This is a genomic window from Rhizobium sp. SSA_523 (genome assembly GCF_030435705.1).
Classification (GTDB): domain Bacteria; phylum Pseudomonadota; class Alphaproteobacteria; order Rhizobiales; family Rhizobiaceae; genus Neorhizobium.
In genome coordinates this window covers 155,440-182,006 of sequence record NZ_CP129381.1, presented here as the reverse complement: position 1 = coordinate 182,006, position 26,567 = coordinate 155,440, and the positions used below count along the sequence as shown (strand labels likewise).

Below are 26,567 nucleotides of genomic sequence, written 5' to 3'. Positions count from 1 at the left end.
GCCCTGTCTCGCCCGCCGCAGCCTAATCCGGCGGCGGGCAAACCCTTTCGTGGCACAGCATTTCAGCGGTGCCGGCCAATGAGCGTTGTGGCTCTGCCGGAACCGATCGAGGATAGAAGACCATGCGCGCTTCCCGTGTCGCATATCCCTGGACGTGGCGCGTCATGGATATGCTCGAACGCCTTGCAGCGGCTTTATGGCCATCCAGCTTCCAGAAAGGCCTGCCCTATCTGATGCTGCTGCCGGCGGTCGTTCTGGTCGGCCTGCTTGTGCTTGGTCTCCTCCAGATCGGCGACACCAGTCTTAGAACGCTGGATACCAATACCTTCCTGATGTCGGAAAACTACACGCTGGCCAATTACCAGCGCGCACTGACGGAGAAATTCTTCGCGACCGTTGCCGGGCGCAGCCTCATGGGCGCGCTGATCGTGACCATCATCACGCTGATCCTCGCTTTCCCCTATGCCTATCTCATGGTGCGCACCCCCTCCTCGGCGCTGCGCAAGTTCCTGCTGGTGGCGCTGTTCCTGCCATTCTTCATTGGCCAGGTGGTGCGCGCCTATGGGTGGCTCATCATCCTTGGCAATCAGGGCATGGTGAACGAGGCGCTGGGCCTCGTCGGCGTGTCGCCCATGCGCCTGCTTTACAATTATCCTGCCGTCCTGTTCGGCCTCGTGCAATACATGCTGCCTTTTGCGGTACTGATGCTGGCGCCGGCGCTGACCGCCATTCCCGGCGAATTGGAGGCGGCGTCCGCCTCGCTCGGCGCAAGCTGGGTGCATACGTTCCGCTACATTGTCCTGCCGCTTTCGCGCCCCGGCCTGGTTGGCGCCGGCTTGGTGGTGGTAACCCTCTCGCTCACCGATTTCGCCATTCCCGCCATTCTCGGCGGCGGAACCCAGGATTTCATTGCCAACGCCATATACGACCAGTTCTTCCGCACCTCCGATCAGGGCCTCGGCGCAACGCTGTCGCTGCTGCTGGTCGCCGTCGGCTCGATCCTGGTCGGCATCATCTTCATGCTTTTCGGGGCCGGTACACTCGCCATGGGAGGCGATCGCGAATGACCGGAAGCCGCAGCAAATCCATCGTCATCTGGACCTTTGTCATAGCCTCGCTGGTGATGCTCTCGGCGCCCACGATCGTCGTGCTGGGCGCCTCCTTCACCTCCGGCAATATCATCACCTTCCCGCCGGACGGTTTCTCACTGCAATGGTACGGCAAGATTGCCCAGGCGACGGATCTGCGCCAGGCCTTCCTGCGCTCGCTGATCGTCGCAGCGATCTGCACGCTTGTCTCGATCCCCGTGGGAACGCTGGCCGGCATCGCGCTGGCCAAATACCGTGTCCGCTTTGCCCGGTCGATCCAGATCTACCTGCTCCTGCCCTTCACAATCCCGCTGATCGGCTCCGGTATCGGCATGATGCTCGTCTTCGGCCAGATGGGCGTGGCGGGCAAGCTCTGGCCGGTCGGCATTGCCTGCTCCGTCATCAACCTGCCTTTCATGATCTGGGCGGTGACGGCGAGCGCCAGCAATCTTTCGCCGGACCTCGAGCTCGCCGCCGCCAATTGCGGGGCACCGCCGCTTCAGCGCTTTCTCTACATCACGCTGCCGGCCGTGCTGCCCGGCGTCATCACCGGCTCGCTGCTGATGTTCATCCTGGCGCTCAACGAGTTCCTGGTCAGCCTGCTGCTGGTGGATGCGCGAAGCGTGACGCTGCCGGTGCAGATCTACAATTCCATCCGTTCGATCATAACGCCGGACCTGGCGGCGATTTCCGTGGTCTTCATCCTCTGCGCCGGGATTGCGATCGCGCTGCTCGATCGCCTCGTCGGTCTCGACATCTTCCTCAAATCGAAGTGACCCGCGGCCCCGGAGCACGCATCGCGGGGCGACATCAAGGACAAGACGATGACATCAGTGTCTTTCTACGACTATTCCACGTTGAACGCCGATGAGAAGGCCGCGCTCCTGCGCCGCTCGGAAACCGATATCTCGACCTTCATCGAAAAGGTCGCGCCCATCCTGGAGGCGGTGCGCACCGAAGGCGACAGGGCGCTGGCCCGTTTTGGCCGCGACTTCGACAAAGCGGACGTGACGGAGAGCAACCTCAAGGTCACCGAAGCCGAGTTCGACGCCGCCTTCAAGCTGGTCGATCCGAGCGTCATCGAGTCCATACGCTTCGGTATCGACAATATCCGCCATTTCCACGAGGAACAGAAGCCTGAACCCATGTGGCTCAAGGAAATCCGGCCTGGCGCCTTCGCCGGCGACCGGTTTACCCCGATCCAGTCGGTGGCGCTCTACGTGCCGCGCGGCAAGGGCTCGTTTCCATCCGTCACCATGATGACCTCGGTTCCGGCCGTCGTCGCCGGTGTTCCCAACCTCGCCATCGTCACGCCGCCGGCTCCGGATGGCTCCGTCGATGCGGCGACCCTCGTTGCCGCACGGCTTGCAGGCCTGGAAACCGTCTACAAGGTCGGCGGAGCGCAGGCGGTTGCGGCGGTGGCCTATGGCACGGAGACCGTGAAGCCGGCACTGAAGATCGTCGGGCCCGGCAGCCCATGGGTCGTTGCGGCCAAGCGAATGCTGTCCGGCGTGATCGACACCGGCCTGCCCGCCGGTCCGTCCGAAGTGATGATCCTGGCCGATGACACGGTGCATGGCGGGCTTGCTGCGCTGGACCTGCTTATCGAGGCCGAGCATGGGCCGGATTCATCCGCCTATCTCGTCACGCATAGCCGCAGGGTTGTCGAAGAAGCCATCGCCGCTCTCCCCGAGCACTGGGCCAAGATGACCGAGCAGCGGGTGGATTTTTCAAGGACCGTGCTCACCGGCAAGAATGGCGGGATCGTGCTGACCTCCTCGATCCAGGAGAGCTACGACTTCGTCAACGCCTATGCTCCCGAACACCTGGAATTGCTGTCGCAAGAGCCCTTCCTTCATCTGGGTCATATTACGGAAGCCGCCGAAATCCTGATGGGGACCCATACGCCGGTCAGCATCGCCAACTTCACCCTGGGACCGAATGCAGTGCTGCCGACGAGCCGCTGGGCGCGCACGTTCGGTCCGCTTTCCGTCGCGGATTTCGTGAAGCGCAGTTCGATCGGCTATGTGACGGCGCCGGCCTATCCGGAATTTGCCAGGCACGCCCACAACCTGGCGATCTATGAGGGCTTTTCCTCGCACGCGCTTGCCGTTTCGCCTGTGCGCGACGCCTACCTGAAGAAGGATGCCTGATCCATGAAGGCTGTGCGGCTTCATGATGCGAAGGATTTGCGGGTGGAAGACGTGGCGGCGCCATCGGCGCCACCCGCCGGCTTCGTCAATCTTCAGGTGAGGGCCGCAGGCATTTGCGGCTCGGACCTTCATAATTATCGCACGGGTCAATGGATAACCCGCCGTCCGTCGACCGCCGGCCATGAATTCTGCGGCCGCGTCACGGCAATCGGCGAGGGTGTCGGCGATCTTGCCATAGGGGATGTCGTATCCTGCGATTCCCGCGTCTGGTGCGGCACCTGCCCGGCCTGCAAGAGCGGCCGCACCAATGTATGCGAAGATCTCGGCTTTGTCGGCGAGGTCTGCGATGGCGGCTTTGCCGGTGCGGTTCAGGTTCCGGCACGCCTTCTGCTTCGCCACGACCCCGAGCTTTCACCGCATGTCGCCGCCATGGCGGAGCCGCTGGCGGTGGCACTGCATGCCGTGCGTCGCCTGGCCCTTCCAGCGGGCGAGCCGGTCCTGGTCATCGGTTGCGGGACGATCGGCGGCCTGTGTGCCCTCCTCCTGTCGCGCCTGCATGATGGCCCGCTGCTGCTCTTTGACCTGAATGCCGCGAAGGCGGCGCTGGTCGCAGAGGTTTCCGGCGGCAAGGTCGTCTCGCTCGACAAGGACGAGATTGAAAAAGCGCTTTCCGGCAGCCGTCTCCGCTATTGCCTCGACGCGACCGGCAGTGTCCAGGCAATCGGGCGCGCCCTCGACCTCCTTTCCGGAGGCGGCGGCCTGGCTCTCGTCGGCATCAGTCACGGCAGGCTCGACCTCGACCCGAATAGCCTCGTCGAGCGTGAAATCGCGCTGATCGGCTGTCATGCCTTCGCCGGTGAACTGCCTGAAGCCGTCAGCCTGCTGACCAAGCTTGCGCCGTCACTGCAAAGGTTCATGGAGGTTCTGCCATCGCTCGACATGGTGCCCGAAGCCTATGAGCGGTTGCTGCGCGGCGAGAGCAAGGCGCTCAAGACCATTATCGACGTGGCGGATTAGGGTCCTGTCACCACGCTGTCCGACTTCGACAGCCACCATCTCGGCAGCGGCCGATGAAGAGCCAATACGGAACCCATGCAATGACCCAGGCTACGAGCCGCACGGCGGAAATCCGAAAGATCGCCAAGGCCAAGGACGGAGCGGCCGAGCGGGTGCTTGCCGACCTGCTTCGCGATCTTTTCAGGATCGAGGCGAGGAATGTCGCCATCAACCACGACCAGTACAGCCTGAATTCGTTGAACGGTTTCTTCGAGACCGATGACGGCCAGTTCTTCTTCAAGTTTCACCAGGAGGAGGGCGAAGAGGCAATGAGCGGCGAATATTATCGCGCCGACATTCTTGCCCGGGCCGGCCTGCCGGTCGACCAGCCGCTGCTGATGTCCGTTCTGCCGGGCGAGCAGATCCTGGTCTATCGCCGGCGCACCGATCCGCGCTTCGCGGACGTGCTTCTAGCGCTTGACCTGAACGACGATCCTGCCGCCCGCGCAAGGGCCGTGCAAGCCGAACGCGCGCTGAGCGAAACCATTCTGGCGGTCTATCGCAGCACACTGCACCCGGTCACCCCGCCTGAGGTTGCCGCAGAGCCGATCCATCGGCTTTTCTACGAGCGGTTGATAGACCCGCCGGCCGGCACCTATCCCGGCGGACGCCTGAAAAACTTCTATGTCGACCAGCAGTTCGACTTTCCGGGCCCGAGCCTGGACTTGAGGCTGGATTGGCCGACGCTCTCGGGACTTCGCTTTTCGATCAACGGCATCGACTACCGCGACAGCCTGGGTGCCCTTTTCGATGAAGCGTATCACCGGTTGACGCCTGGCCGTCTGGCGGATGCAGGCGGAACCACAGCCCATGGCGACGCGCATAATGCCAATGTCTGGTACGAAGAGCGCGGCGATGCTGCCCGTCTCTCCTTCTTCGATCCCGCCTTCGCCGGGGAAAACATCCCGGCCTTGCTGGCAGAGGTGAAGGCCACCTTCCACAATATCCTTGCGCATCCGCTCTGGCTTTATGACCCCTCGGAGGCCGCAAGGCGCTATACCGCAAGCGCCGTTCTCGATGGCGACATGCTGCGGATCACCAGCAACCATGCCCTGAGCCAAGTCCGTCGCGACATGCTGGCCGTCAAGGGCGAGGCGATATGGCGTCCGCTCCTTGCCGAGTTGAAAGCCCGCGGCATGCTGCCTGCCGATTGGCGCCGGGTGATACGCCTCGGCCTGTTTCTCTGCCCGACGCTCGTCATGAACCTTCGAGCCGGCGCGACCACGCACAATCCGGTCTCATCGCTGATCGGCTTTTCCAATGCCGTCATGGCGGGCAGCGAGCCGGTCGGCTCCGATGACACCCTGTCCCGCTTCTTCGACGGCATCGATCCCGATCGGGATTGATGGATAAGGATCAGCTGAGCCGGAAGATCCGACCGTTTCAGGCTCGATATTCGATCGCGAAGCTGACGGCGGGGTCGTAATGGGCATCCCAATAGCCCTTCCACAGCGCCTTGCTGATCGGGCCGACCTCACCATTGCCGATGGGCTGACCGTCAAGCGTGGTGATCGGCATCACGCCGCCTGCCGTGGTGACGAAGAGAAGCTCATCGCAGCTATAGGCGAGCTGCACTGGCACATCGTCGATGACATAGGGGTAGCCAAGCTGTTCGGCAGCGGCAAGAACCGCCTTCCGGGTCACGCCCTCCAGCACGCCCCGCTTTGGCGTGTAGAGCTTGCCGTCCTTGACAAGGATGATGTTGAAGCCCGAGCCCTCGGTAAGATTGGCGTCGCCATCGGTCAGGATGGGATACATTGCGCCGCGATCACGCGCCTCCAGCAAACCCCGGGTGAAATCTCCCCATTGCAGGTTCTTGACGGTGGGATCGATGGCACCGGGCGGGACGCGCCGTACGGAGCGGGCGATAATGGCCGAGCCGCCGGTCTTTTGCGTCTCCTCATTCATCACCCAGAGATAGGGCATGACCATCAGATAGCAGACGTTTTCGCACTCTTCCGGGGCGTATTGACGGATGAAGCGCAGACCGCGCGTGACGATCATCATGACATAGGCATCGCGGATGCCGCTTCTGGCCGTCATTTCGACAAGGCGGTCGCGGATTTCCGAGCGCGGCAGCGGACTTTTCAGACGCAATTTCTCGCAGCTGCGCTCAAACCGGTCGAGATGATCGTCCAGCCGGAAAAAGCGGCCATCCCAGATCGCCGGCACGTCATAGGTGAGGTCCGAATGCAGGAAACCCTGGTCCAGGATCGGGATCCGGGCCTCTTTCAAGGGAACATAATCGCCGTCGATATAGGCAATGCCGTCGGCAAACGGATTGTTGCTGGCCTGCAGAGCCTCGACGCGTTGGCGATAGGCGTTGAAGATATGATCTGTATAGGACATAGCGAGCCCCTTGGTTCTGACCGGATAAAATGGGAGGTGACGGCCCCCGTGTCGCGGCGGCCCGGGAGACGTGCAGTCAACTTGGCTCTGCGTCGCCGGAGGGAGGCCGAAGCCCCCCTCCTCTCTCAGCTCAGTTGGACAGCTCCGCCAGCGGCAGGTTGCAGCAAGCGCTGTAGCGCAGGCCTTTGACATCCTTTGAATGCGCCAGGATCAGGTTCGGGCTGACCATCGGAATGATGATGCGATCCTTCGCCATTTCCTGCGCGGCCTGGAACCAGAGCTTGTTGGCTTCCTCCGGCGTCGAGGCGGCCAGTGCCTGTTTGGCCAGAGGCGCGGTCTTGGTGTTCACCAGGGAAGGGTCGGTCGCTTCGCCTGCACGCTTGGCCCAGACAGAGCCGGACGAAAGACCGAAGACATCGACATACTGGGACGTGCCGAAGAAGTCGGGCGCGAAGAACACTGCGGTCAGCGGGATGTGGTCGCCATTGGCCGCTTCGCGCCAGTTGGCAAAGGGCACCGGCGAGAGCTCGACCTTGATGCCGACCTTCGAAAGATCCTGCTGGATTTTCTGCATCATCAGCGAGAAATCCACGCCATAGACATTCATGTCGGGATAGATCGACGTCAAGGTGAAGCCGTTTTCATGACCGGCCTTCTGCAGCAATTCCTTAGCCTTCGTCACGTCATAGGCAGGAATCTCATGACCATCGCCGCCGGGGAAGCCAAGCGGCACCGGCGAGGCGAGCGGACGGCCAGCGCCGCCAAGCGTGAAGTCGATCAGCGAGGTGCGATCGATGGCAATGGAGATTGCCTCGCGTACCTCCGGCGTGAGCTTCACTGTATTGGCCTTGGCGCCGGGAGACAGGGCAATATAGACGAAGTTGAACGAAGGAACCTGCTCGACCACGACATCCGGGCCGGTCAGGGTCTTGGCGGTCTCAGGATCGATCTGCATGGCGATGTCGGCCGATCCCGATTGCAGCATCTGTGCCTGCGCCACGGCATCCTTGACCTGACGGAAGACGATTTCCGGCACAGCCGGTGCCTTGCGCCAGTAAGCCGGATTGCGCTTCAGACGCAGTTCCGAATTGGGCTCGTAGGATGCAAGAACAAAGGGTCCGCTGCCGGCAGACTGGGTGAGAAACCAGTTCTCCGATTTATCCTTGTCGGCGGCCGTCGCATCGGCCAGCGCGCCGTTTTCGGTGGCGACATCGCTGTTGATGATGCCGAGGAAGCCAGCCGAGACCTGGTTGAGGAATTCGGAATTCGGCGCCGATAGGGTGACGATGATGGTCTTGTCATCCGGCGTCTCGATGGATGTGATCGGATCGGCGAGGAAGGCACCATTGCCCTTGATGTTCTTCAGACGTTCGAAGGACCACTTCACGTCCTTCGCCTCCACCGCCGATCCGTCGGAAAATTTGGCGGCCGGATCCAGTTTGAACGTGAACTTCGTCTGTTCCTTGTTCGCTTCGAAGCTTGAAGCGAGGAGCGGCACGATCTTGTTGTCCTTGTCGAGCGTGACAAGCTGCTCATAGACGGATGTGTTGTAGATCTGGCAGGTATCGCACCAGGCGCGCGCCGGATCGAGCGAGTTGACGTCCATGTCACGGGCGATCACCAGCGCCCGCTCCTGCGCCGAGGCCGGGCCCGCCAGACCCCCGAATGCGGTCGTCGCAAGCGCAAGGGATAAGAGGGCAAACTGCGATGTCTCAAGAATGGCTTTCTTCATGGTCATGCCTCCAGTTTTTGGTCCGGGCTGCGGATGCCCGCGTTCCGCTATGTTTCCGCAATTCTCATTAGGGCTTCACGTACATCGCTCTGCGACGCCAGCGCCGCGCGATTGAGCACCGCCGAGACCGTGGGGGCTGCAAGCCCGCCGGTCACGTGCAGAATTTCATGGTCGAGACTGTCGAAGAACCGTTCCTGAATCTCACCCGCCCAGGCGCCGCCCATCGAAAGGCTGCGGGCTGTCTGCTCGGCGATGATGACCCGTCCGGTCTTGTCGATGGAGGTACCGATCAACTCCCAATCCATGCCATGGCGGTCGATATTGCGCAGATCGATGATCTCGGCATCGATGCCCGTTTCTTCCGCTGCCTTGATGGCGTGCTGCACCATGACCGAGGTGGCAAGCACGGTGCAGGCCTCGCCGGCGCGAACCGGGTGCGCCTTGCCGAAAGGAATGCAGTAATCGCGGTCACCCTTCGGCACCTCGAAGTCCCGCTGGTAAAGCTCGGTATGCTCGATCACCACCACCGGATCATTGCAGGCCAGCGCCGAGTTCATGAGACCGATATAATCGAATGCGGTGGAGGGTGTGACGATGCGCCAACCCGGGAAGAGGGCAAACAGCGATGACGGATCGCCGGAATGCTGGGATCCGTATCCGGTATGCGGCGACACGCGCACCCGCATCACGAGCGGAACCGGAAAATCGCCGCCGAACATGTGACGCACCTTGCCCACGCCATGGGCGATCTGATCTGCGGCGGTGAAGCAGAAATCGCCGAACATGATCTCCACCACCGGACGCAGCCCGTTCAGAGCCGCGCCCAGCGCCACTCCGGTAAAGCCGTTTTCAGCAATCGGCATCGGCAGGACGCGGTCCGGCCAACGCTCGAGCGCGCCCTTGGTAAAGCCGCTGACGCCCCCGCGCATCTGGTGAACGTCCTCGCCCATCACGATGATGGTCGGATCGCGCTCCATGGCCGCCGCCAGCACATCGGACGCGGCCTGGACGAATTTCACCTTTTCCATTTCCCGCCCGTCAAGCCGGTCATGGTCCAGCATCCGCCTGCCGCTCAATTCGGACAGATCGCCCAGAATACCTTCGTCGCGGCTTGCCGGATCGGGCCAGAGGCGGTCGGGAATGCGCAGCGCGTTTCCGCCGGGCGTGGTTTCCGTCAGCCGGGCGGCCGCTGCTGCCACTCTATCCGTCACGACCTCATCGATGCGGTCAAAATCCTCCGGCGAGAGATGCCCCAGCGCCGTCAGCCGGGCGCGAGCCAAGGCAAGCGGATCGCGGCTACGCCATTCGGCCTCTTCTTCCTTGCTGCGATAGCCGAAATCGCTGCCGCTGCGGCTGCCGGACTGATGCAGATGCCGGTAGCATCGTGCTTCGATGACAACGGGGCCGCCAGTCTTTTCGATGATGTCGCGCGCCGTCTTCATCGCCTGATGAACGGCAACCACATCCATGCCGTCGACTTCGATGGCCGCGATGCCAAGCATGGCGCCGCGGGAGGAAAGCCTGGTTTCGCGAGTGACCTCGGAAATCCGGGTCGAGACGCCGTAGAGATTGTTCTCGATGAAGAAGATCACCGGCAGGCTCTGAGCGGCGGCAATGTTCATCGCCTCATAGCTGGCGCCATTCTGAGCCGCACCATCCCCGAAGAACGCCACCGAAATGGCGGAGCGGCCAAGCATCTTGTCGGCCAGCGCGTAACCGACGGCATGCGGCGGATTGCCTCCGACAATGGCAGACGTTCCCACCACACCCGCCTCTGCAAAGCGCATATGCATGGAGCCGCCGCGACCGCCGCAATAGCCGGGCGCAAGGCCCATGATTTCGGCCATGAAACGGTAGATCGCCTCGTCCATGCCGGAGGTGAATGCATCTGAACGGATATCGAAATCCTGCGGCACCTGCGGGTTGAGGAGCTTCAACAAGACCTGATGATGCGCACGATGCGTGCCATTGATCTTGTCGCCTGCGCCGAGAGCGGACATGGCGCCTACAGCGCCGGCCTCCTGGCCGATACTGGCATGGGCAGGCCCGTGAATGAGGCCGGCCTTCTCCAGATCCAGCAGCTTTTCCTCAAACCGCCGGATCAGCAGCATCTGCCCGTACCAGTGAACGAGATCCTGCGCAGCCTCCGTCGCCCAGTCGGCGTCCTCCAACTCCAGGCGTATCCACTGGGCGGACGGCGAGAGCGGGATCTGGCGGACCATGGTTTCCTCCCAGGGCTGATCATCGGAATGACGGGCCTTACGTTCCAGGTCCCGATTTTTGTTTATGGAAATAAATTCCGATTTCTGTTAAACGCACACTAAGCCGTGCATCCCGTCCGATGCAACAGAAAATTTGCAGACACGCCAGAAAGGCCCGTTCGCATGATCAGAGACCCCGACCTGCTGGATGCGCTGACAGACACCGTCAGGCGTTTCGTGCGCGAACGGCTGCTGCCGGCTGAGGCACGCGTGGAAGATGAGAATGCTATCCCGCCAGAGATCATCGATGAGATGCGCGCCCTTGGCCTGTTCGGCATGTCTATTCCGGAAGAGTTCGGCGGACTGGGCCTGACGATGGAGGAGGAAGTGACCGTCGCGCTGGAGCTAGGCTATGCCTCGCCTGCCTTCCGCTCCGTCATCGGCACCAACAACGGCATAGGCTCACAGGGTATCATCGTGGATGGCACGCCTGCCCAGAAGGCCTACTGGTTGCCGAAGATGGCAAGGGGCGACGTGATCGGGTCCTTCGCACTGACTGAGCCGGACGTCGGTTCGGATGCCGCTTCGGTGCGAACCACTGCCGCTCTGGACGGCGACGGCTATATTCTGAACGGCACGAAGCGCTACATCACCAATGCGCCAGTGGCCGATGTTTTCACCGTCATGGCCCGCACCGGTGGGGAGGGCCCGGCCGGCGTCACCGCCTTTCTGGTGCCTGCGACATCACCAGGATTGAGCCTTGGCGCAATCGACAAGAAGATGGGCCAGCGCGGCACGCGCACATGCGATGTCATCTTCGACAATTGCCGGGTGCCCGCCGATGCGGTGATTGGCGGCATCGAGGGTCAGGGCTTCAAGACGGCCATGAAGGTTCTAAATCGTGGGCGCCTCCACATCGCAGCAGTCTGCGCCGGGGCGGCCCAGCGGCTGTGCGACGAGTCCGTTGCCTTTGCGCGCGACCGGGTGCAGTTCGGCAAGCCGATCGGCGAGCACCAACTGGTGCAGGCCATGCTGGCCGACAGCGCAACGGAAACCTTCGCGGGCCGCTCAATGGTCATGGAAGCGGCGCGGCGTTTCGACAGGGGCGACCGCATCATCCAGCAGGCCGCCAGCGCCAAACTGTTCTGCTCGGAAATGGTCGGCCGTGTGGCGGATCGTGCCGTGCAGATCCACGGCGGTGCCGGCTACATGCAGGACTACGCCGTCGAGCATTTCTACCGCGATGTGCGCCTCTTCCGGCTCTATGAGGGCACCTCGCAGATCCAGCAGATCATTATTGCCCGCGAAATGATGAACGGCTGAGGCTTATCATGAAGCGCATTCTCGGGATTCTCGCAGATGATTTCACCGGCGCGCTGATGGTGGCGCGCTATATCGAGGAGGCCGGGATCGCCTGCCCCGTTCTCTTCGATCCGGCGGCCGCGATGCCGGACGGTCGCGTGGTGGTGGCAGGCCTTCGCACGCGCACGGTTCCCGTTCAGGATGCTTTGCAGGAACTTGCCAGGGTGACGGATCGGTTCATCGAAACCGGTTTCGAGCGGCTGGCCTACAAGGCCTGCGCCACCTTCGATTCCACCTCCGAGGGCAATATCGGCCCGGCCGCCGATTATCTTTCCGATCGCCTGTCCTTGCGCCCGGCCTTGATGAGCGCCGGGTTTCCGCAATTCGGCACCACCGTTCATCAGGGCTATCTCTTCTATCGTGGCCGGCTGGTGACGGAATCCATCAAGCGCCATGATCCTCTGACGCCTATGCCGGACCCCGATCTCGTGCGGTTTCTCTCGCAGCAAACGCCACGCCCGATAGGGCTTGTCGACCACGCAACGCTTGTAAAGGGACGCGCGGCGGCAGAGGCGGCACTGATCCGCCACGCACGGGATGGCGCAGGCCATGTCTTCTTCGACATGACCGATGATGCGGATGTCGAAATGGCGGCCAGGCTGGCGGCGGACCGGCCCTGCGTCGTGGTGGCAAGCGATCCGCTGATCATCCGCTACGCCCAGAACCTCGCCGAGGCGGCGGGTGATACCGCACTCGCCCGGGCTAAACCTCCGGCCGCGGCTGCCCAGGCCGTTCTGGTGGGCAGCACCGGTCCGGTCGCCATGCGCCAGGTGGACGCCTTTGCGGCACATCACCCGGTGCTGCGGCTCGATTTGCTGGCAGTGCCGCCGATCGAGACCATTTTGCGCTGGGCAGAGGAGCATGTCGGCACCCGCCCCTTTGCCATCTCCACCGCCGCGGATGCGGATGCAGTGGAAAAGGTTCAGGACCGTTTGGGCGCTCTGGGAGCCGCGCGCCGCGCCGAAGAACTGCTGGGTGATGTGGCCAGGGCCTTGCATCACAAGGGCATTCGCCGCTTTGTCGTGTCAGGCGGAGAGACCTCCGGCGCAGTGGTCACCGCGCTCGGCATCGGCAGCGTGCGTATCGTTTCGGGCGGCCCGGCCGGGCTCAGCTTCTGTGTCAGCGATGGACCCGACCCCGTCGGGCTTTGCCTGAAACCCGGAAAACTCGGCACGGACGACATTCTTCTCCAGGCGATCGCGCCAGGCAAGACCGGCGAGGCGCAGGAGATCTGCACCGCCTCCGGCCAGGCCTGAGCCGCCACCATCACAGGCTCCGGTAAAGCTCGCCGAGAATGCGAAGCGCCAGTTCCGGCTTTTCGAGATGCGGCATGTGACCGCACGTATCGAAGGCGTTGAGCGCCACATGATCCGGCAGGCCGCCGGTCGAGCGGAACGGCAGAATCCGATCTTGCCGCCCGAAGATCATGCGGACCGGAAGCATGGGGAGAGCGGCCAGATCCCGTCGCACGGAGAAGATCTGCGTGCCATCGGCAAAGAAGCGGTTGGCGAAACCGCTCATGGCGGCTGTCAGTTCCTCATCCTGCCGCTGCGCCACAACCGCCTTCACGACCATATCGGAAATGCTTGCCGGATCATGCACCAGAAGCTCCAGCCAGGGACGAAGACTGTCCGCCGTCCTGGCGCGGAGGATCCCATGCGTGAAATCCGCGTTTATTTCCGGCCCGAGGCCGGCAGGCGCGAACAGGCACAGACCACGAACATCCAGCCTTGCGCGGCGGGCAAGCCGAACTGCGAGCGCACCGCCGAAGGAGTGACCGCAGATCAGGACCGGACCCTCGACCTGATCCTGAACCGTTGCCTCCACCCATTCGGCCAGATCGTCGAGATCTTCAGGGAGACGGCGCGGCGATTGCCCGTGGCCGGCCAGATCGAGCCCCAGGGCCGGGAAGCCTGTCCGGCCTGCGGCAAGCAAGCCACGCCAGGTGTTGAGATCGGAACTGAAACCATGCAGCATGACGACGGGCATGCCGGTGCCTCTCCGCAGCCAGGTGGAATACAGGCTGGCATGCGGAGCCGGAGCCTGCATGACCTGCCTTTGCGGCCGATCATAGGCTGCCGAAACATAGTGCGGAGCAGCGGGAGCAGGGACAAGAGGCGACTGTCTGGCTAGCCCGGCCAGAACATCCTTCTTCTGGATGCGCCCGCCAGGGCCCGTTCCCGCCAGACCATCCAGCGGGATCTCACCCTCCCGCGCCAGGCGCCGCGCAAGCGGCGTTGCGTTCAACCTGTTACGACGTGCACCGGCCCGCATGGGAGGTGGTTGCACCGGCACATCTTCGGCCACACTCCTCTCCGTCAGCACCTTTTCCGCCCTCTGCGCCGCCGCCCCCTCTGCCATGATCGGAGCTTCGGCTTCATGCGTAGCAAAGATTCCGGCGACTGCTGCGCCGACATCCACCTCTTCGCCCTCCGCCACCAGATTGCGAATCACACCCGCGCCCGGTGATTCCACTTCGACGGCGGCCTTGTCATTGTCGATCTCGAACAGCAATTGTCCGTCCCGCACATTGTCACCCTCCTGCACCAGCCAGCGGGAAATGCGGCCCGTGGCCATTTCGAGACTGACTTTCGGGAAAATCACGTTCACGGGCATGACGGGTCCTTTGCGGTTCTGAAACCTATTCGGCAGAGGTGTTCCACGAGGGAGAATAAGGCAGCGGTGGTGCAGGCTCGCCCTCGCCGGCCAGATTGGCACGAAGCCTGCGGGCCAGTTCGACCAGATCCGGCCCGACCGTTTCCTGGCACAATGCCTCCGGCATGACGTCGACGATACCGCCGCAGGTCAGCGCAACGAGCGGCGAGCCGTCGGTGGGGCGAAAAGCGACGCCAACCGCATTGATGTAGCTATGCCAGGTGCCATAGACGCTGACGAAACCCTGCCGCCGATAATCGGCGATCGATTTCTCGATAAGCGCGCTCAGCGCGGCCTTGTCCTTTTCGGGCCGAAGGAGTTCCTCGACAACGGACTCCCGGATCTGCGGCTTCATTTCCGCCAGATAAGCGAGCCCCATGGCCGTGCGGCAGATGGGCACGCGCGAGCCGATGTTCAGCCGCAGCGTGACCGGCGACATGGACCGGCAATTGGCGAGATACACCATTTCGAGACCATCTCGGGTCCCAAGTGCGACAGCGGCGCCGGTCTTGTCGGCCAATTGCTGCATCAGGGGCCGCGCCATGTGGATGACGGGATTGGAACTCAAGGCCGAATAGCCGAGCGAGACCGTCGCCGGGCCGATGCTGTAGCGGCCGAGCATCTGGTCATAATGCAGATAGCCGAGGCTCACCAGCGTCGCCGTCAGGCGCGAAATCGTCGCCTTGGGCAAACCTGTCCGCTCGATCAGATCCTGATTGCCGAGCGTCGGATCATCCGCCGTGAAGGCCCGCAGGATTTCGAGGCCGCGGGTAAGAGAAGCGGCCGGATTGCTGGCTTCCGCCACTTCGCCATCCAGCGGTTTGCTTCGTTTGCGCATTCAGTTTCCTCTCACCTCCGTGGAAAAACGCGATCTTCGGTTCCGCTGCAATGACAGGGCACAAATGGAATATAATTTCATTTATGTTGACGTCTGCCTCGTCCATTGTCAATAATGACATCATTCCCCTCAGCCGAAGCGGCGCTTGACGGGATATCCGGCACGAAGGAGCGCCCCGCGTGACACGTTATATTCTGCACCGCCTGATCGCCATGCCATTCCTGCTCTTGGGAATAGTCACGCTGGCCTTTCTGCTGACAACGGTGACGAAGGGCGATCCGCTATCGGCCATCCTGTCAGACCGGCAGATGAATGATCCTGTCGCGGTTGCCGCGGCCAAGGCGCAATGGGGTCTCGACCGCAGCCTGCCGGAGCGATACCTGATCTATGTCGGCAACCTTGCCACCGGCGACATGGGGACATCCTTCATCACCCGCCGTCCGGTGGCGCAGGACGTGCTCTACCGTCTGCCGGCCACCATGGAACTGGTCATCGCGGCCATGATCGTCGGCTGTACGATCGGCCTGCTGCTCGGCGTTACCGCCGCCTATTACCGCAATAGCCCGATCGATCATCTCTCACGCTTCTTTGCCTTGTTCGGGTCCTCGGTGCCTGTCTTCTGGCTTGGCTTGGCACTGCTCTACGTCTTCTCCGTGAAGCTAGGCGTTCTGCCGGGGCCGGGCCGGCTGGATGCGAGAGCGGCCTTGCCGCCCCGCGTCACCGGCTTCATGCTGATCGATACTCTGCTTGCCGGCGATGTACGGCGGTTTGTCGATGCCCTCTGGCACCTGCTGCTGCCCGCCTTCGTCTTGGGCTGGGCGGTGGCCGGCACCATTTCGCGCCTCGTGCGCGCCAACATGATCGAGGTCCTGGATCGCGATTTCATCCTGACGGCGCGCTCGAAGGGAGCCGGCGAGCTGCGGGTGGTCGTCCGCCACGCCTTGCGCAATACGCTGGTGCCGACGCTGACCGTCATCGGCTATTCCTTCGCCTATCTGCTGACCGGCGCGGTCCTGACCGAAACCATATTCTCCTGGCCGGGCATGGGCTCCTATGCGGTGGATGCGGCACGCGGCCTCGACTTTCCGGCCATTATCGGCGTCACCATCGTCGGCGGGGTGGTATTCCTGCTCACCAACCTCATAACGGACGTTGCCTATGTCGTCGCCAATCCGCGCGTCCGGTTGGGATAAGCCAATGATTGCCTCCACACTGACCGCATTTCGCTCTGCCCGCTACCTCTCCATCCCGCTGATGATCGGCTGCATCATCGTGCTATTCTGGTTCTGCGTTACGTTTCTCGCTCCTCTGATGGCACCCTACGACCCTCTCGACATGGTGGGCCGACGGCTTCAGGCGCCAAGCTGGGCCCATTGGCTGGGCACCGATGCGCTGGGCCGCGACGTCCTGACCCGCACTTTGCATGGTGCGCGACATTCTTTACCGATAGCCGTGACGGTCGTCGTCATTGCGGTTGCGATCGGGGCCACGCTCGGCGCGATCTCCGGCTTCGTCGGCGGGCTTGTCGGGTCGGCCATCATGCGGCTGGTGGATGTCACCCTGTCCTTCCCGCCCATGTTGCTGGCCATGGCAGTGGCCGCATCGCTTGGACCGGGGCTGGAAAACGCCACGATTGCCATGGTCATCGTCTGGTGGCCCGTCTATGCCCGCCTGATGCGGGCGCAGGTTCTGGAAATCCGCGAGCGTGAACATGTGGAGGCGGCAATCGCCGCCGGAGCCAGCCGGCCGCGTGTTCTCCTGAAGCACATCGTCCCGCTCTGTTGGACGCCTGTCCTCATCAGCGCCACCATGGATCTCGGCCAGGTCATCCTGCTGGCGGCCTCGCTCAGCTTCATCGGCCTTGGCGCGACACCGCCGACGCCGGAATGGGGATCGATGATTTCCGATGGTGCAAGCCAGTTCTATTCCTGGTGGGTCGCCCTGGGGCCGGGCCTTGCCATCCTGACCGTCGTGCTCGGCTTCAACTTCATTGGTGATGGCCTGCACGACTATTTCGACCCGAAATCGAAGTGAGGCCCTCCATGCGACCAGAGCCACTTTTCTCCGTCAGCGATCTTCGTGTCGCCTTCCACCGCAACGGCCAGGATTTCGAGGCTGTCCGTGGCATCAACCTGCATGTCGACCATGGGGAAGTGCTCGGTATCGTCGGCGAATCCGGTTCCGGCAAATCGGTCGGCATGTTGTCCGCACTGGGGCTCCAGGCAAAATCCGCCCGGGTGACCGGCTCTGCGAAATACAAGGGCCGCGAGCTTGTCGGCATGCCGCTCGGCGAATTGCGCAAGCTGCGCGGATCGCGCATCTCCATGATCTTCCAGGACCCTCTCTCCTCGCTCAATCCGGTGATGACCGTGGGCGCCCAGATTGCCGAGACCGTGCTCCTGCACAACAAGGGCCTGTCGAAGAAGGCCGCCATGGATCGTGCCGCCGAATTGCTGGCGCTCGTCTCCATTCCCCAGCCGGACCGGCGCATCCACCAGTTTCCACACGAATTTTCCGGCGGCATGCGGCAACGCGTGATGATTGCCATGGCAGTGGCCAATGATCCCGACCTGTTGATTGCGGATGAGCCGACCACCGCGCTTGACGTCACGGTTCAGGCCCAGATCATGGATGTGCTGACCGACCTGCGCAAGCGGCTGAACCTCGGCCTGATCCTCATTACGCACGATCTCGGCGTCCTGGCCGGCCATGCGGACCGCGTCGCCGTGGTCTATGCCGGTGAAATCGTCGAGCAGGCTGGCGTGGATGATCTTTTCGATCGTCCGGATCATCCCTATACGCGCGGCCTTATCGCCTCGATTCCGGACATGACAGAGGAGAAGGAGCGGCTTTTCTCCATCGAAGGCTCGCCGCCGCCGCTCGGCAAATTGCCGGCCGGCTGCGCCTTCCACCCGCGCTGTCCGCAGGCGCAGGCCGTATGCCGCGCCCTATCCCCGCTGCCTCGCGGCGGAGCAAGCCATAGCGTCTCCTGCCATTTCGCCACCATCCCGGAAGGACATGCGGCATGAGCGAGCAACCGATCCTGTCCGTTCGCAACCTCAACAAGCGTTTTGCCGTCAAAGGTGGCCTGCTGATCGAGCGCATCATTGCCGAAGTGAATGCCGTGGCCGGCGTTTCCTTCGACGTCGAGGCCGGGGAAACGCTGGGACTTGTAGGCGAATCTGGCTGCGGAAAGTCGACCCTTGGCCGATGCATCCTGCGCTTGATCGAGCCGAGCAGCGGCGAAACCCTGTTTCGCGGCAATGACATCAACAAGGTCAATGCTGCGGAGATGCGCCAGTTGCGGCGCAAGATCCAGCTGGTCTTCCAGGATCCCTATGCCTCGCTGCATCCGCGCATGCGGGTTGGAGATAATATCGCGGAGCCCTTGCGGATCAGCGATCTCGACACGGCGGCCCGCAAGGCACGGGTTGCCGAAATGCTGGATCTCGTGCGCCTCAACCCCGAGCATGCGCAGCGTTATCCGCACGAGCTCTCGGGCGGCCAGCGACAGCGCGTGGTGATTGCACGGGCGCTTGCCCTGAAGCCTGAACTGCTGGTTCTGGACGAACCCGTCTCGGCGCTGGACGTCTCTGTTCAGGCAGGTGTCCTGAACCTCTTGAAGGATATCCAGCGCGAGATGGGAACGGCCTATCTGTTCATCGCGCATGATCTCTCGGTGGTGCAACATATCTCCCACCGGGTTGCCGTCATGTATCTCGGGCAGATCGTCGAGATCGCGCCCAAGCGCCAACTCTACGGCATGCCGATGCATCCCTATACCCAGGCGCTGATGTCTGCCGTACCTCTTGCCAATCCCCGCTTGGAGCGCTCCCGATCGCGCATCGTGCTGAAGGGGGATCTGCCGAGCCCGATCAATCCGCCATCCGGCTGCCGGTTCAGAACCCGTTGCCCGATTGCCCAGCCCATATGCGCAGAACAGGCCCCCGCGCTTGCCGAACACGGCGAAGGACATGCGGTGGCCTGTCATTTTCCAGCTGCGATGACAACAGGTTTGTCGGTCCGCGCGTGACGCGGAGCCGGGAGGACGACATGACAGAGAAGACATTACCCTTGACCGGCATCCGCGTGCTGGATCTCACGCGGGTCCTGGCCGGACCCTGGACAACGATGAACCTCGCCGACCTGGGAGCGGAAGTCTGGAAGGTCGAGCATGTGAAGGGCGGGGACGATACCCGCGCCTGGTCTGTTCCCAGCTATAAGGGCGTCAGCACCTATTATCTCTGCGCCAACCGGGGCAAGCACAGCATAGCGCTGGACCTCAAGACCAAGGAGGGGCGGCAGATCGCGCTCGACCTGGCGGCCAAAGCCGATGTGATCGTCGAAAATTTCCGTGCCGGAACCGTGGACCGGCTCGGCATCGGCTACGAGGACATATGCAAGACCAATCCCGAAGTGGTCTACTGCTCGATCTCCGGCTACGGCCAGATCGGCCCCGAGCGGGACAGGCCCGGCTATGATTTCATCATGCAGGCCGAGAGCGGCCTGATGTCCATTACCGGCGAGCGGGATGGGCATCCGAACCGACTTGGTGTGGCCTTCACCGATGTTGTGGCTGGCATGGTGGCAACACAATCCGTTCTTGCCGCTCTCTACCAGCGGCGCGATACGGGCCGTGGCCAGTTCATCGATGTCGCTCTTCTGGATTCCACGCTGAACATGCTGATCAATGTCGGAACCGGCTATCTGAATGCCGGCGTCGAACCCATTCGCTACGGCAATGCGCATCCAACCGTCGTGCCCTATCAGGTCTTCGATGCGGCTGACGGCGTTTTCGCGCTCGCAGTCGGCAATGACCGCATGTTCCAGGATTTCTGCGAGAAGGTCATCCTAAGGCCGGAGCTCGGTCACGATCCCCGTTTCGTCACCTCCCATAAGCGGGCGCTTCACCGCGACGAATTGCTGCCGGTTCTGGAGGGCATTCTGCTGACCCGGACCTGCAAAGACTGGATCCAAGCCTGCCATGCCGCCAGCGTTCCGGCAGGCAGGGTCAAGACCGTGTCCGAGGCTTTGCAAAGCCCGAGCGTGGTGGAGCGCGGCGTGATCGAGACGCTCGATCATCCCGAACTGGGTCCGATTTCGCTCATCCGCGCCGCGCATGGCCTTGCCGCCCAGCGGGACAGGAAGGCAAAGGCGCCTCCGCTTCTCGGGGAAGATACGAGGACTGTGCTGAAAACCGTTCTGGGCCTTGCCGAGCAGGAGATCAACCACCTTGCCGCTGCAGGCGCCGTCGGCTGCCATGATTTCCCCGAGCTTCCGGCCCTTGAGAGGGTGGGAGATGCACGATGACCGTTCACCTGGAAAGGCGCGGCGACATTGCCATCGTCACGATCGACAATCCACCGGTCAACGCCATCAACAATAGGGTTCGGGAGCGCCTGATCGCCCTTGCCGAGGCGCTTGACGCAGACGACGGCGTCAAAGCCGTCGTGCTGACCGGCGCCGGCACGCACTTCGTCGGCGGCGCGGACATTACCGAATTCGACAAAGCCGTGACCGAACCATCGCTCCCCGCCGTCGTCGCCCGCATAGAACAGGCCGCAAAGCCGTGGCTTGCCGCCATTCACGGGGCAGCGCTTGGCGGCGGCCTGGAACTGGCGCTCGGCTGCCATATCCGGGTCGTCGGCCCGCATGCGGCGCTTGCCCTGCCCGAAGTCAAGCTGGGCATTATCCCCGGCTCTGGCGGCACCCAGCGCCTGCCAAGGCTGATCGGTGCCGAAACCGCCGTGAAGATGGTGTGTGAGAACCTGACCCTCGACGCAAAGACGGCCGTGGCTGTCGGTCTTGCAGATCATCTGGCCGATGGGCCGCTTCTGGATGCCGCCATCGATCTCGCCGTGCAGACCGGAGAGCGCCCTCTGCCGGAGCCTGCTTGCAGGCGAAGCGTAGCGCCGCCCGCGCAGGAGGTCTGGGAGGAGGCGCAAGCCCGGATCGAGCGAAGGGCCCGGGGTGCTTCGGCGCCCGCCACGGCGTTGGGTGTGTTGCGCCACGGGATCGAGCACGGCTTTGCCGAAGGGTTGCGGCATGAGCGAGAGACGTTTCTGAAGCTGAGGGCGGGCGAGGAGGCTGCTGCGCTGCGCTACCTGTTTTTCGCGGAACGCGCCGCGCCGCGCCCGCCGGACCTGCGCTCCGTCGAGACACGGCCTCTTGCCTCAGCCGGCATTGTCGGTGGCGGAACCATGGGTGTCGGCATTGCCGCGGCGCTTTGCAATGCGGGCCTGCCGGTGGTTCTGATCGAGAGGGATCAGGAAAGCCTTGCTCGCGGCCTGAATGCTCTGCGAACAATCGTCCAAACGGCGGCCAAGAAAGCCGGGCAGCCACTCTCCATTGCCGAGACCAGGCTGGCCGGCGTCACGGGTGCCACCGATTACGCCTTCCTTTCGCACTGCGATCTGGTGATCGAGGCCGTGTTCGAAGACCTTGCCGTGAAGCGCGCGGTGTTTGCCGACCTTTGCAGCCATTGCCGAGCGGACGCGATTCTGGCAACCAATACATCCTATATTGACCCAGGGCTGATCGCAGAGGGTCTTTCCTTTCCTCACCGTTTTCTCGGACTTCATTTCTTCAGCCCGGCCCAGGTGATGAGGCTTCTGGAGATCGTGCCGATCGCCGAAACGAGTCGGGAGGTCCTTGCAACCGCGTTCGATCTTGCCCGCAGGCTCGGCAAGGTTCCGGTGCGCTCCGGCATTTGCGACGGCTTCATCGGCAATCGCATCCTGCGACGCTACCGTGCAGAAGCCGAAGCGATGATCCTCGATGGCGTTGAGCCGCAGGCGATCGACGCGGCCATGCGCGATTTCGGTTACGCCATGGGTCCTTTCGAAATGCAGGATATGGCAGGGCTCGACATTTCCTATCTCCACCGGCAGGCAGCCCGCGCCAGGGGGGAGACTGTGCCGGAAACGCCGGGCGATCTTCTGGTGCAGGCGGGCCGCAAGGGACAGAAGACGGGCGCTGGCTGGTATGACTACGCGCCCGGCGAGCGGATGCCGCGGCCATCGGCCGAGGCCAGACGGATCATCGCGCCGCTGGTGCATGGCGCGCTCGAGATTTCGGCGGAAGCAATCGTCGATCGGCTGATCGCGGCCCTGGCCGAGGAAGGCAAAGCAATCCTCGACGAGGGTATCGCTGCGTTTCCCGCCGATATCGATCTGGTGGAAGTGCATGGCTACGGTTTCCCGCGTTTTCGCGGAGGACCCATGTTTCTGACGGCAAGAGCGCAGGTTTCGCAGGCCGACGGAGCAATGTCTCCTGTCGAGGCTAAGGCAAGCCATCCGACAGCTTGACCAGATGGGCCACCGAACTTGCCTTCATCTTTCGCATCATGTGACCCCTGTGCAGCTTGACCGTCGGCTCGGCAAGCTGAAGCTCTGCTGCAATCTGCTTGTTGAGCTTTCCCGCAATCACCAGCGCCATGATCTGCCGCTCCCGTTCGGTCAGCGTCGCGTATCTCGCCCGCGTGACCGCATTGACCCTCCGCTCGTCCCGGCGCGCGGCATCGCTGGCAATCGCGCGGTTTACGGCTTCCAGCAGATCCTGCTCCCGAACCGGCTTGCTCAGCACGTCGATGGCGCCGGCCTTCATGGCCCGCACCGCCATGGGCACGTCCACATGGGCGCTGATCAAGACGACGGAACGGGGACTATTGCTGCGCGCCAGCGCCTCCTGAAATTCCAGCCCGCTCTGACCGGGAAGCCGGATGTCCAGCACGATACAGCCCGCTTTGTCGGGATCGTCGGCTGCGATGAACTCCTTGACGGAGCCATGGGTCTCGACGCTCAGGCCGACGGATTGAAACAGGCCTTTGAGCGCTTCGCGGACGCTTTGATCGTCATCGATGACAATCACAGTGGGCCGCCGGTTCTTCCTGTCATCAATCACCGGCCAGATCCTTGAAAATCGAGAGCGTGAAGTGGAAGGAACTGCCGCGGGGATGATTGGCCGCAGCGCCGATGCGCCCTCCATGTGCTTCAATAATGGAGCGGCAGATCGACAGGCCCATTCCGATGCCGTCCGGTTTCGTGGTGTAGAAGGGCTCAAACAGCCGATCGAGCTGTTCGGCATGGAGCCCCTGACCAGTATCCGACACGATGACCTCAATCTCTTCTTGCGAGATCTCTGCGCAATTGATCGTGATGCTGCCTTCCACGCCGTGCGGAATGGATTCTGCGCTGTTCATGATCAGGTTGAGAAGAACCTGCTGCAGCTGCGTTCGATCGCCAAGGACATTGACTGCTGCCTCCGGCAGATCCGTCACGATCTGTACCGCGCGCGTCTGCATTTCTCCTTGCAGAAGATAGAGCACGTCGCGGAGCATCGTCTTGAAATCGGTCCGTTCCATTTGCACCGGCGATCGCTGCGCCATCGCCCGGATGCTGGACACAATATCGCCGGCGCGGTGGCCATCCCGGACAACCCGCTCCGCTGCAAGGCGTGCCTGCTCAATGTCGACATTGCCGTCCTGGAGCCATCGCAAGCAGGTTCCGGCATTGGTGACGACTGCCATCAGAGGCTGGTTGATCTCATGCGCGATGGAGACGGCAAGCTCGCCGATCGTCGTGAGCCTTGTCACCTGCGCAAGCTGGCTCTGACTTTGTCGCAAGGATTCCTCTACACGCTTGCGATCCTCGATATCGAAGACCACGCCGTACCACCGGACCACATTGCCCTGCGCGTCAAGAAGCGGGCTTTGCTGGAGATTGAACCACCTGTATTCGCCGTCAAACCGCCGGATGCGGGCGTCGACGGGGCTTGGCTGCCGCGTAGTGACGATCGTTTCCCAGCTCACGCGCATTCGGTCCACATCATCGGGATGAAACACGCGGAAGAAGCCGAAGCCTTCGAGATCCTCGATCTCGAGGCCGACGAAGTCGATGAGGTTCTTGTTCCAGTATTGCAGCCGACCATCGGCAGTACAGGACCATGCCATTGCGGGAATGGTGTTGATGATGAGGTTCAGTTCCTGCTCGCTTGCCCGCAGTTCTGCCTCGCTCTCCCGAAGCCGGTTCTCGGCACGCTGCAGGTTTTCGATATCGATGTTGCAGCCGAACCAGCGGACGACTCCCTTGGCATCGGTCAGCTTGCGACCGGCGAAATAGAACCAGCGATATGTTCCATCGCTGCCACGAATGCGACCCTTCAGCTGCGTTGAATCGGAATGCTCGAGATCGCGTTTCCAGATTTCGACCATCTCGGGAATATCATCGGGATGATAAAGATCGAGAAAGCCCCAGCCGAGGATCCGGTCCGCTGGCAGACCGGCATAATCCAGCCAACTCTGATTGACGAAATCAGCGCTGCCATCAGGCCGCGCCGACCAGACGAGGACGGGCAGCGAATCAATGATGAGCCTCAGATTCTGCTCGCTGGCGGCAAGGGCGGATTTGGCCTCATTCAGAGCGTTTTCCGCTTGCTTGCGATCCTCGATGTCGAGGACGATCCCGTACCATCGGAGGACATTTCCGATCGTATCCAGCTGCGGCTTCTGCCGCAGCGTGCACCAGCGATAGGTGCCATCGGCACGCCTGATCCTCCCATCGACCTCCCGCGCTGTCCTGGATGCCATGATGTGAGACCATTCCGATGCCAGGCGATCCACATCATCCGGGTGGAAGAGACGGTAGAAATTCTCTCTTGCGATATCGGCGAGCGGCATTCCGATATAGTCGAGAAACTGATGATTGGCGTAATCGAGCATTCCATCAGACGTGGTGGACCAGGCCATGGCCGGAATGAGATTGATGATGTTGTCGGAATAGCTCTGCTCTTGCACTTTGCTTCACCATGGCCTTTCGGGCGTTTCCGCATCCGGAAAAACTACGCCGTTTTGCAGCACTATGTTAGCCGAGATTGATAGACGCTCGTCTAATCCCGCAGTTCCTTCGTCTAGGTCTGCGGGACGAAGATCTGAATTGAGCGTGGGAGGGAAGCACCCTACCAATGGTGATGTCGCCAATGGTCGAGCGCTTCAATGGATTGGAGACGCGCCAGACCGGCACTGCATGTCTGTCTTGCGATTCCGCCCCTTGGGGCAGATCCCGATACCCCCTGAAGCCACCACCATCATCGACCAACCGGAGGAAGCTCCCATGCCTCACCTATCCCGTCGCGCCTTTGCCGGCATCCTGCCGCTCGGCCTTCTCGGAACCGCCCTGTCCGGAACCACCCTCACAGGAAACGCGACCGCAGCGGCGGCGGCGCAAGAGGCCGCCAAGGCTTCCGCCGGTGTAACGCCGCTTGCGCAGATCCATATCGGCCGCTTCACGGTGACCGCGCTGACGGATGGTCATGCCGACATGCCCTATAACTACTTTCCTGGACGCAGCCCCGCCGCTGTCGAAAAGGCGGCCACCGCACAATTCACAGCGCGAAAGAGCGGTGTCCGTTTCGTTTTCAACCAATATCTCATCGAGGACGGGGAGCGCCGCATCCTCATCGATGCCGGTGCTGCGGGGTCGATCGGGGAGACCGGAAAACTGCCCCAGGCCCTAGCCTCGCTCGGTCTCACGCCGGATCAGATCGATGTGGTTATCGTGACGCATATGCATCAGGACCACATGGGCGGTCTCATCCTGGGCGGCAAGACCATCTACCCCAAAGCCGAGCTCTATATCGATCGTCGTGACGTGAAGCATTGGACCGATGCCGGCAAACGCAACGGGGCGCCCGACTACCTGCAGACCAGCTTCAAGATGGCCGAGGATGTAGTGCGGCTCTACCCACGGCTTCAGGCAATCGACGGAGAGCGCGAGATCATGCGTGGCGTGACCATTGTAGACCTGACCGGTCACACGCCGGGTCATATCGGCGTGCGCGTCGAGGATGGCGGGCAAAGCCTGATCATGGTGTCAGACATGATCTTTCCGGTCGTCCATCCCGGCGCAACGGATGTGACATTCCTGTTCGAACAGGACCCTGCGGCCGCCAAAGCCATGCGCGACCGGTTCTTTCCGCGCGCTGCTTCGGAAGGCGCGCTGATCGCTGCCACCCATATGCCTTTCCCAGGCCTTGGTCGCGTCGTCGCCGACCGTGGGGAGATGCGCTGGCAGGTGGCAGACTGGGCGTTGCAAGACTAGCGTCTGCCCCTTACTGTCCCGCCATCTGCCTTCCTCG

21 protein-coding genes are annotated in these 26,567 nt (G+C 62.4%); 14 read left to right on the top strand and 7 right to left on the bottom strand.

Annotated features, from left to right (window positions below):
* Positions 1–122 precede the first annotated feature (122 nt).
* The 5 genes from QTJ18_RS02240 (at position 123) to QTJ18_RS02220 (ending at position 5,643) form a co-directional block, all read left to right on the top strand.
* Positions 123–1,067 carry an ABC transporter permease gene (locus QTJ18_RS02240; protein ID WP_252752248.1) on the top strand — a complete coding sequence of 315 codons (945 nt, stop codon included), beginning with the start codon at positions 123–125 and terminating at the stop codon, positions 1,065–1,067.
* Entirely contained in the window at positions 1,064–1,864 is an 801-nt protein-coding gene (locus QTJ18_RS02235) for an ABC transporter permease (RefSeq protein ID WP_252752249.1), read from the top strand. Before QTJ18_RS02240 ends, QTJ18_RS02235 begins: the two co-directional genes overlap by 4 nt.
* 48 nt (positions 1,865–1,912) lie before the next feature.
* A complete protein-coding gene (gene hisD, locus QTJ18_RS02230; RefSeq protein ID WP_252752250.1) occupies positions 1,913–3,241 on the top strand; it encodes a histidinol dehydrogenase in 1,329 nt (442 codons plus the stop codon).
* Between the two features lie 3 nt (positions 3,242–3,244).
* Entirely contained in the window at positions 3,245–4,258 is a 1,014-nt protein-coding gene (locus QTJ18_RS02225; protein WP_252752251.1) for a zinc-dependent alcohol dehydrogenase, read from the top strand.
* Positions 4,259–4,338: 80 nt separating this feature from the next.
* Positions 4,339–5,643 carry a hypothetical protein gene (locus QTJ18_RS02220; RefSeq protein WP_252752252.1) on the top strand — a complete coding sequence of 435 codons (1,305 nt, stop codon included), beginning with the start codon at positions 4,339–4,341 and terminating at the stop codon, positions 5,641–5,643.
* Positions 5,644–5,680: 37 nt separating this feature from the next.
* Here the strand turns inward: QTJ18_RS02220 and QTJ18_RS02215 are convergent, their stop codons facing one another.
* The 3 genes from QTJ18_RS02215 to QTJ18_RS02205 form a co-directional block, all read right to left on the bottom strand.
* Positions 5,681–6,646 carry an aminotransferase class IV gene (locus QTJ18_RS02215; protein WP_252752253.1) on the bottom strand — a complete coding sequence of 322 codons (966 nt, stop codon included), beginning with the start codon at positions 6,644–6,646 and terminating at the stop codon, positions 5,681–5,683.
* 130 nt (positions 6,647–6,776) lie between these two features.
* Entirely contained in the window at positions 6,777–8,378 is a 1,602-nt protein-coding gene (locus QTJ18_RS02210) for an ABC transporter substrate-binding protein (RefSeq protein ID WP_252752254.1), read from the bottom strand.
* Positions 8,379–8,425: 47 nt separating this feature from the next.
* Entirely contained in the window at positions 8,426–10,600 is a 2,175-nt protein-coding gene (locus tag QTJ18_RS02205; protein ID WP_252752255.1) for an alpha-ketoacid dehydrogenase subunit alpha/beta, read from the bottom strand.
* 162 nt (positions 10,601–10,762) lie between these two features.
* On the opposite strand from QTJ18_RS02205, the gene QTJ18_RS02200 reads away from it, so the two are divergent.
* Both QTJ18_RS02200 and QTJ18_RS02195 read left to right on the top strand, forming a co-directional pair.
* Positions 10,763–11,902, top strand: a complete 1,140-nt coding sequence (locus QTJ18_RS02200; protein ID WP_252752256.1) for an acyl-CoA dehydrogenase family protein — start codon at positions 10,763–10,765, stop codon at positions 11,900–11,902.
* An 8-nt stretch (positions 11,903–11,910) separates the two neighbouring features.
* Positions 11,911–13,197 (top strand): four-carbon acid sugar kinase family protein, encoded by a 1,287-nt coding sequence (locus QTJ18_RS02195; protein WP_252752257.1) that lies wholly within the window; start codon positions 11,911–11,913, stop codon positions 13,195–13,197.
* A gap of 10 nt (positions 13,198–13,207) precedes the next feature.
* Here the strand turns inward: QTJ18_RS02195 and QTJ18_RS02190 are convergent, their stop codons facing one another.
* On the bottom strand, positions 13,208–14,557 hold the full coding sequence (locus tag QTJ18_RS02190) for an acetoin dehydrogenase dihydrolipoyllysine-residue acetyltransferase subunit (RefSeq protein ID WP_252752258.1): 1,350 nt from the start codon (positions 14,555–14,557) through the stop codon (positions 13,208–13,210).
* A 25-nt stretch (positions 14,558–14,582) separates the two neighbouring features.
* The gene (locus QTJ18_RS02185; RefSeq protein WP_252752259.1) at positions 14,583–15,434 is read right to left on the bottom strand and encodes an IclR family transcriptional regulator; all 852 of its coding nucleotides are present in this window, start codon (positions 15,432–15,434) and stop codon (positions 14,583–14,585) included.
* 212 nt (positions 15,435–15,646) lie between these two features.
* Between QTJ18_RS02185 and QTJ18_RS02180 the strand changes: the two genes are divergently transcribed.
* The 6 genes from QTJ18_RS02180 to QTJ18_RS02155 are packed head-to-tail and all read left to right on the top strand — an operon-like array spanning position 15,647 to position 22,741.
* The gene (locus QTJ18_RS02180; protein ID WP_252752431.1) at positions 15,647–16,627 is read left to right on the top strand and encodes an ABC transporter permease; all 981 of its coding nucleotides are present in this window, start codon (positions 15,647–15,649) and stop codon (positions 16,625–16,627) included.
* 4 nt (positions 16,628–16,631) lie between these two features.
* The gene (locus QTJ18_RS02175; RefSeq protein ID WP_252752260.1) at positions 16,632–17,468 is read left to right on the top strand and encodes an ABC transporter permease; all 837 of its coding nucleotides are present in this window, start codon (positions 16,632–16,634) and stop codon (positions 17,466–17,468) included.
* 8 nt (positions 17,469–17,476) lie between these two features.
* Complete coding sequence (locus QTJ18_RS02170; protein WP_252752261.1) at positions 17,477–18,463, top strand: ABC transporter ATP-binding protein; 987 nt, start codon at positions 17,477–17,479, stop codon at positions 18,461–18,463.
* Complete coding sequence (locus tag QTJ18_RS02165) at positions 18,460–19,467, top strand: ABC transporter ATP-binding protein (protein WP_252752262.1); 1,008 nt, start codon at positions 18,460–18,462, stop codon at positions 19,465–19,467. Before QTJ18_RS02170 ends, QTJ18_RS02165 begins: the two co-directional genes overlap by 4 nt.
* Before the next feature lie 20 nt (positions 19,468–19,487).
* Positions 19,488–20,744 carry a CaiB/BaiF CoA transferase family protein gene (locus QTJ18_RS02160; RefSeq protein WP_252752263.1) on the top strand — a complete coding sequence of 419 codons (1,257 nt, stop codon included), beginning with the start codon at positions 19,488–19,490 and terminating at the stop codon, positions 20,742–20,744.
* The gene (locus QTJ18_RS02155; protein ID WP_252752264.1) at positions 20,741–22,741 is read left to right on the top strand and encodes a 3-hydroxyacyl-CoA dehydrogenase NAD-binding domain-containing protein; all 2,001 of its coding nucleotides are present in this window, start codon (positions 20,741–20,743) and stop codon (positions 22,739–22,741) included. Before QTJ18_RS02160 ends, QTJ18_RS02155 begins: the two co-directional genes overlap by 4 nt.
* Here QTJ18_RS02155 and QTJ18_RS02150 read toward each other — a convergent pair.
* On the bottom strand, positions 22,716–23,336 hold the full coding sequence (locus tag QTJ18_RS02150; protein WP_252752265.1) for a response regulator transcription factor: 621 nt from the start codon (positions 23,334–23,336) through the stop codon (positions 22,716–22,718). The two genes, QTJ18_RS02155 and QTJ18_RS02150, sit on opposite strands and share 26 nt — an antisense overlap.
* The gene (locus tag QTJ18_RS02145) at positions 23,329–25,227 is read right to left on the bottom strand and encodes a PAS domain S-box protein (RefSeq protein ID WP_354669064.1); all 1,899 of its coding nucleotides are present in this window, start codon (positions 25,225–25,227) and stop codon (positions 23,329–23,331) included. The genes QTJ18_RS02150 and QTJ18_RS02145 overlap by 8 nt, the downstream gene beginning before the upstream one ends.
* 316 nt (positions 25,228–25,543) lie before the next feature.
* On the opposite strand from QTJ18_RS02145, the gene QTJ18_RS02140 reads away from it, so the two are divergent.
* Complete coding sequence (locus QTJ18_RS02140) at positions 25,544–26,530, top strand: MBL fold metallo-hydrolase (RefSeq protein WP_252752266.1); 987 nt, start codon at positions 25,544–25,546, stop codon at positions 26,528–26,530.
* Positions 26,531–26,567 lie beyond the last annotated feature (37 nt).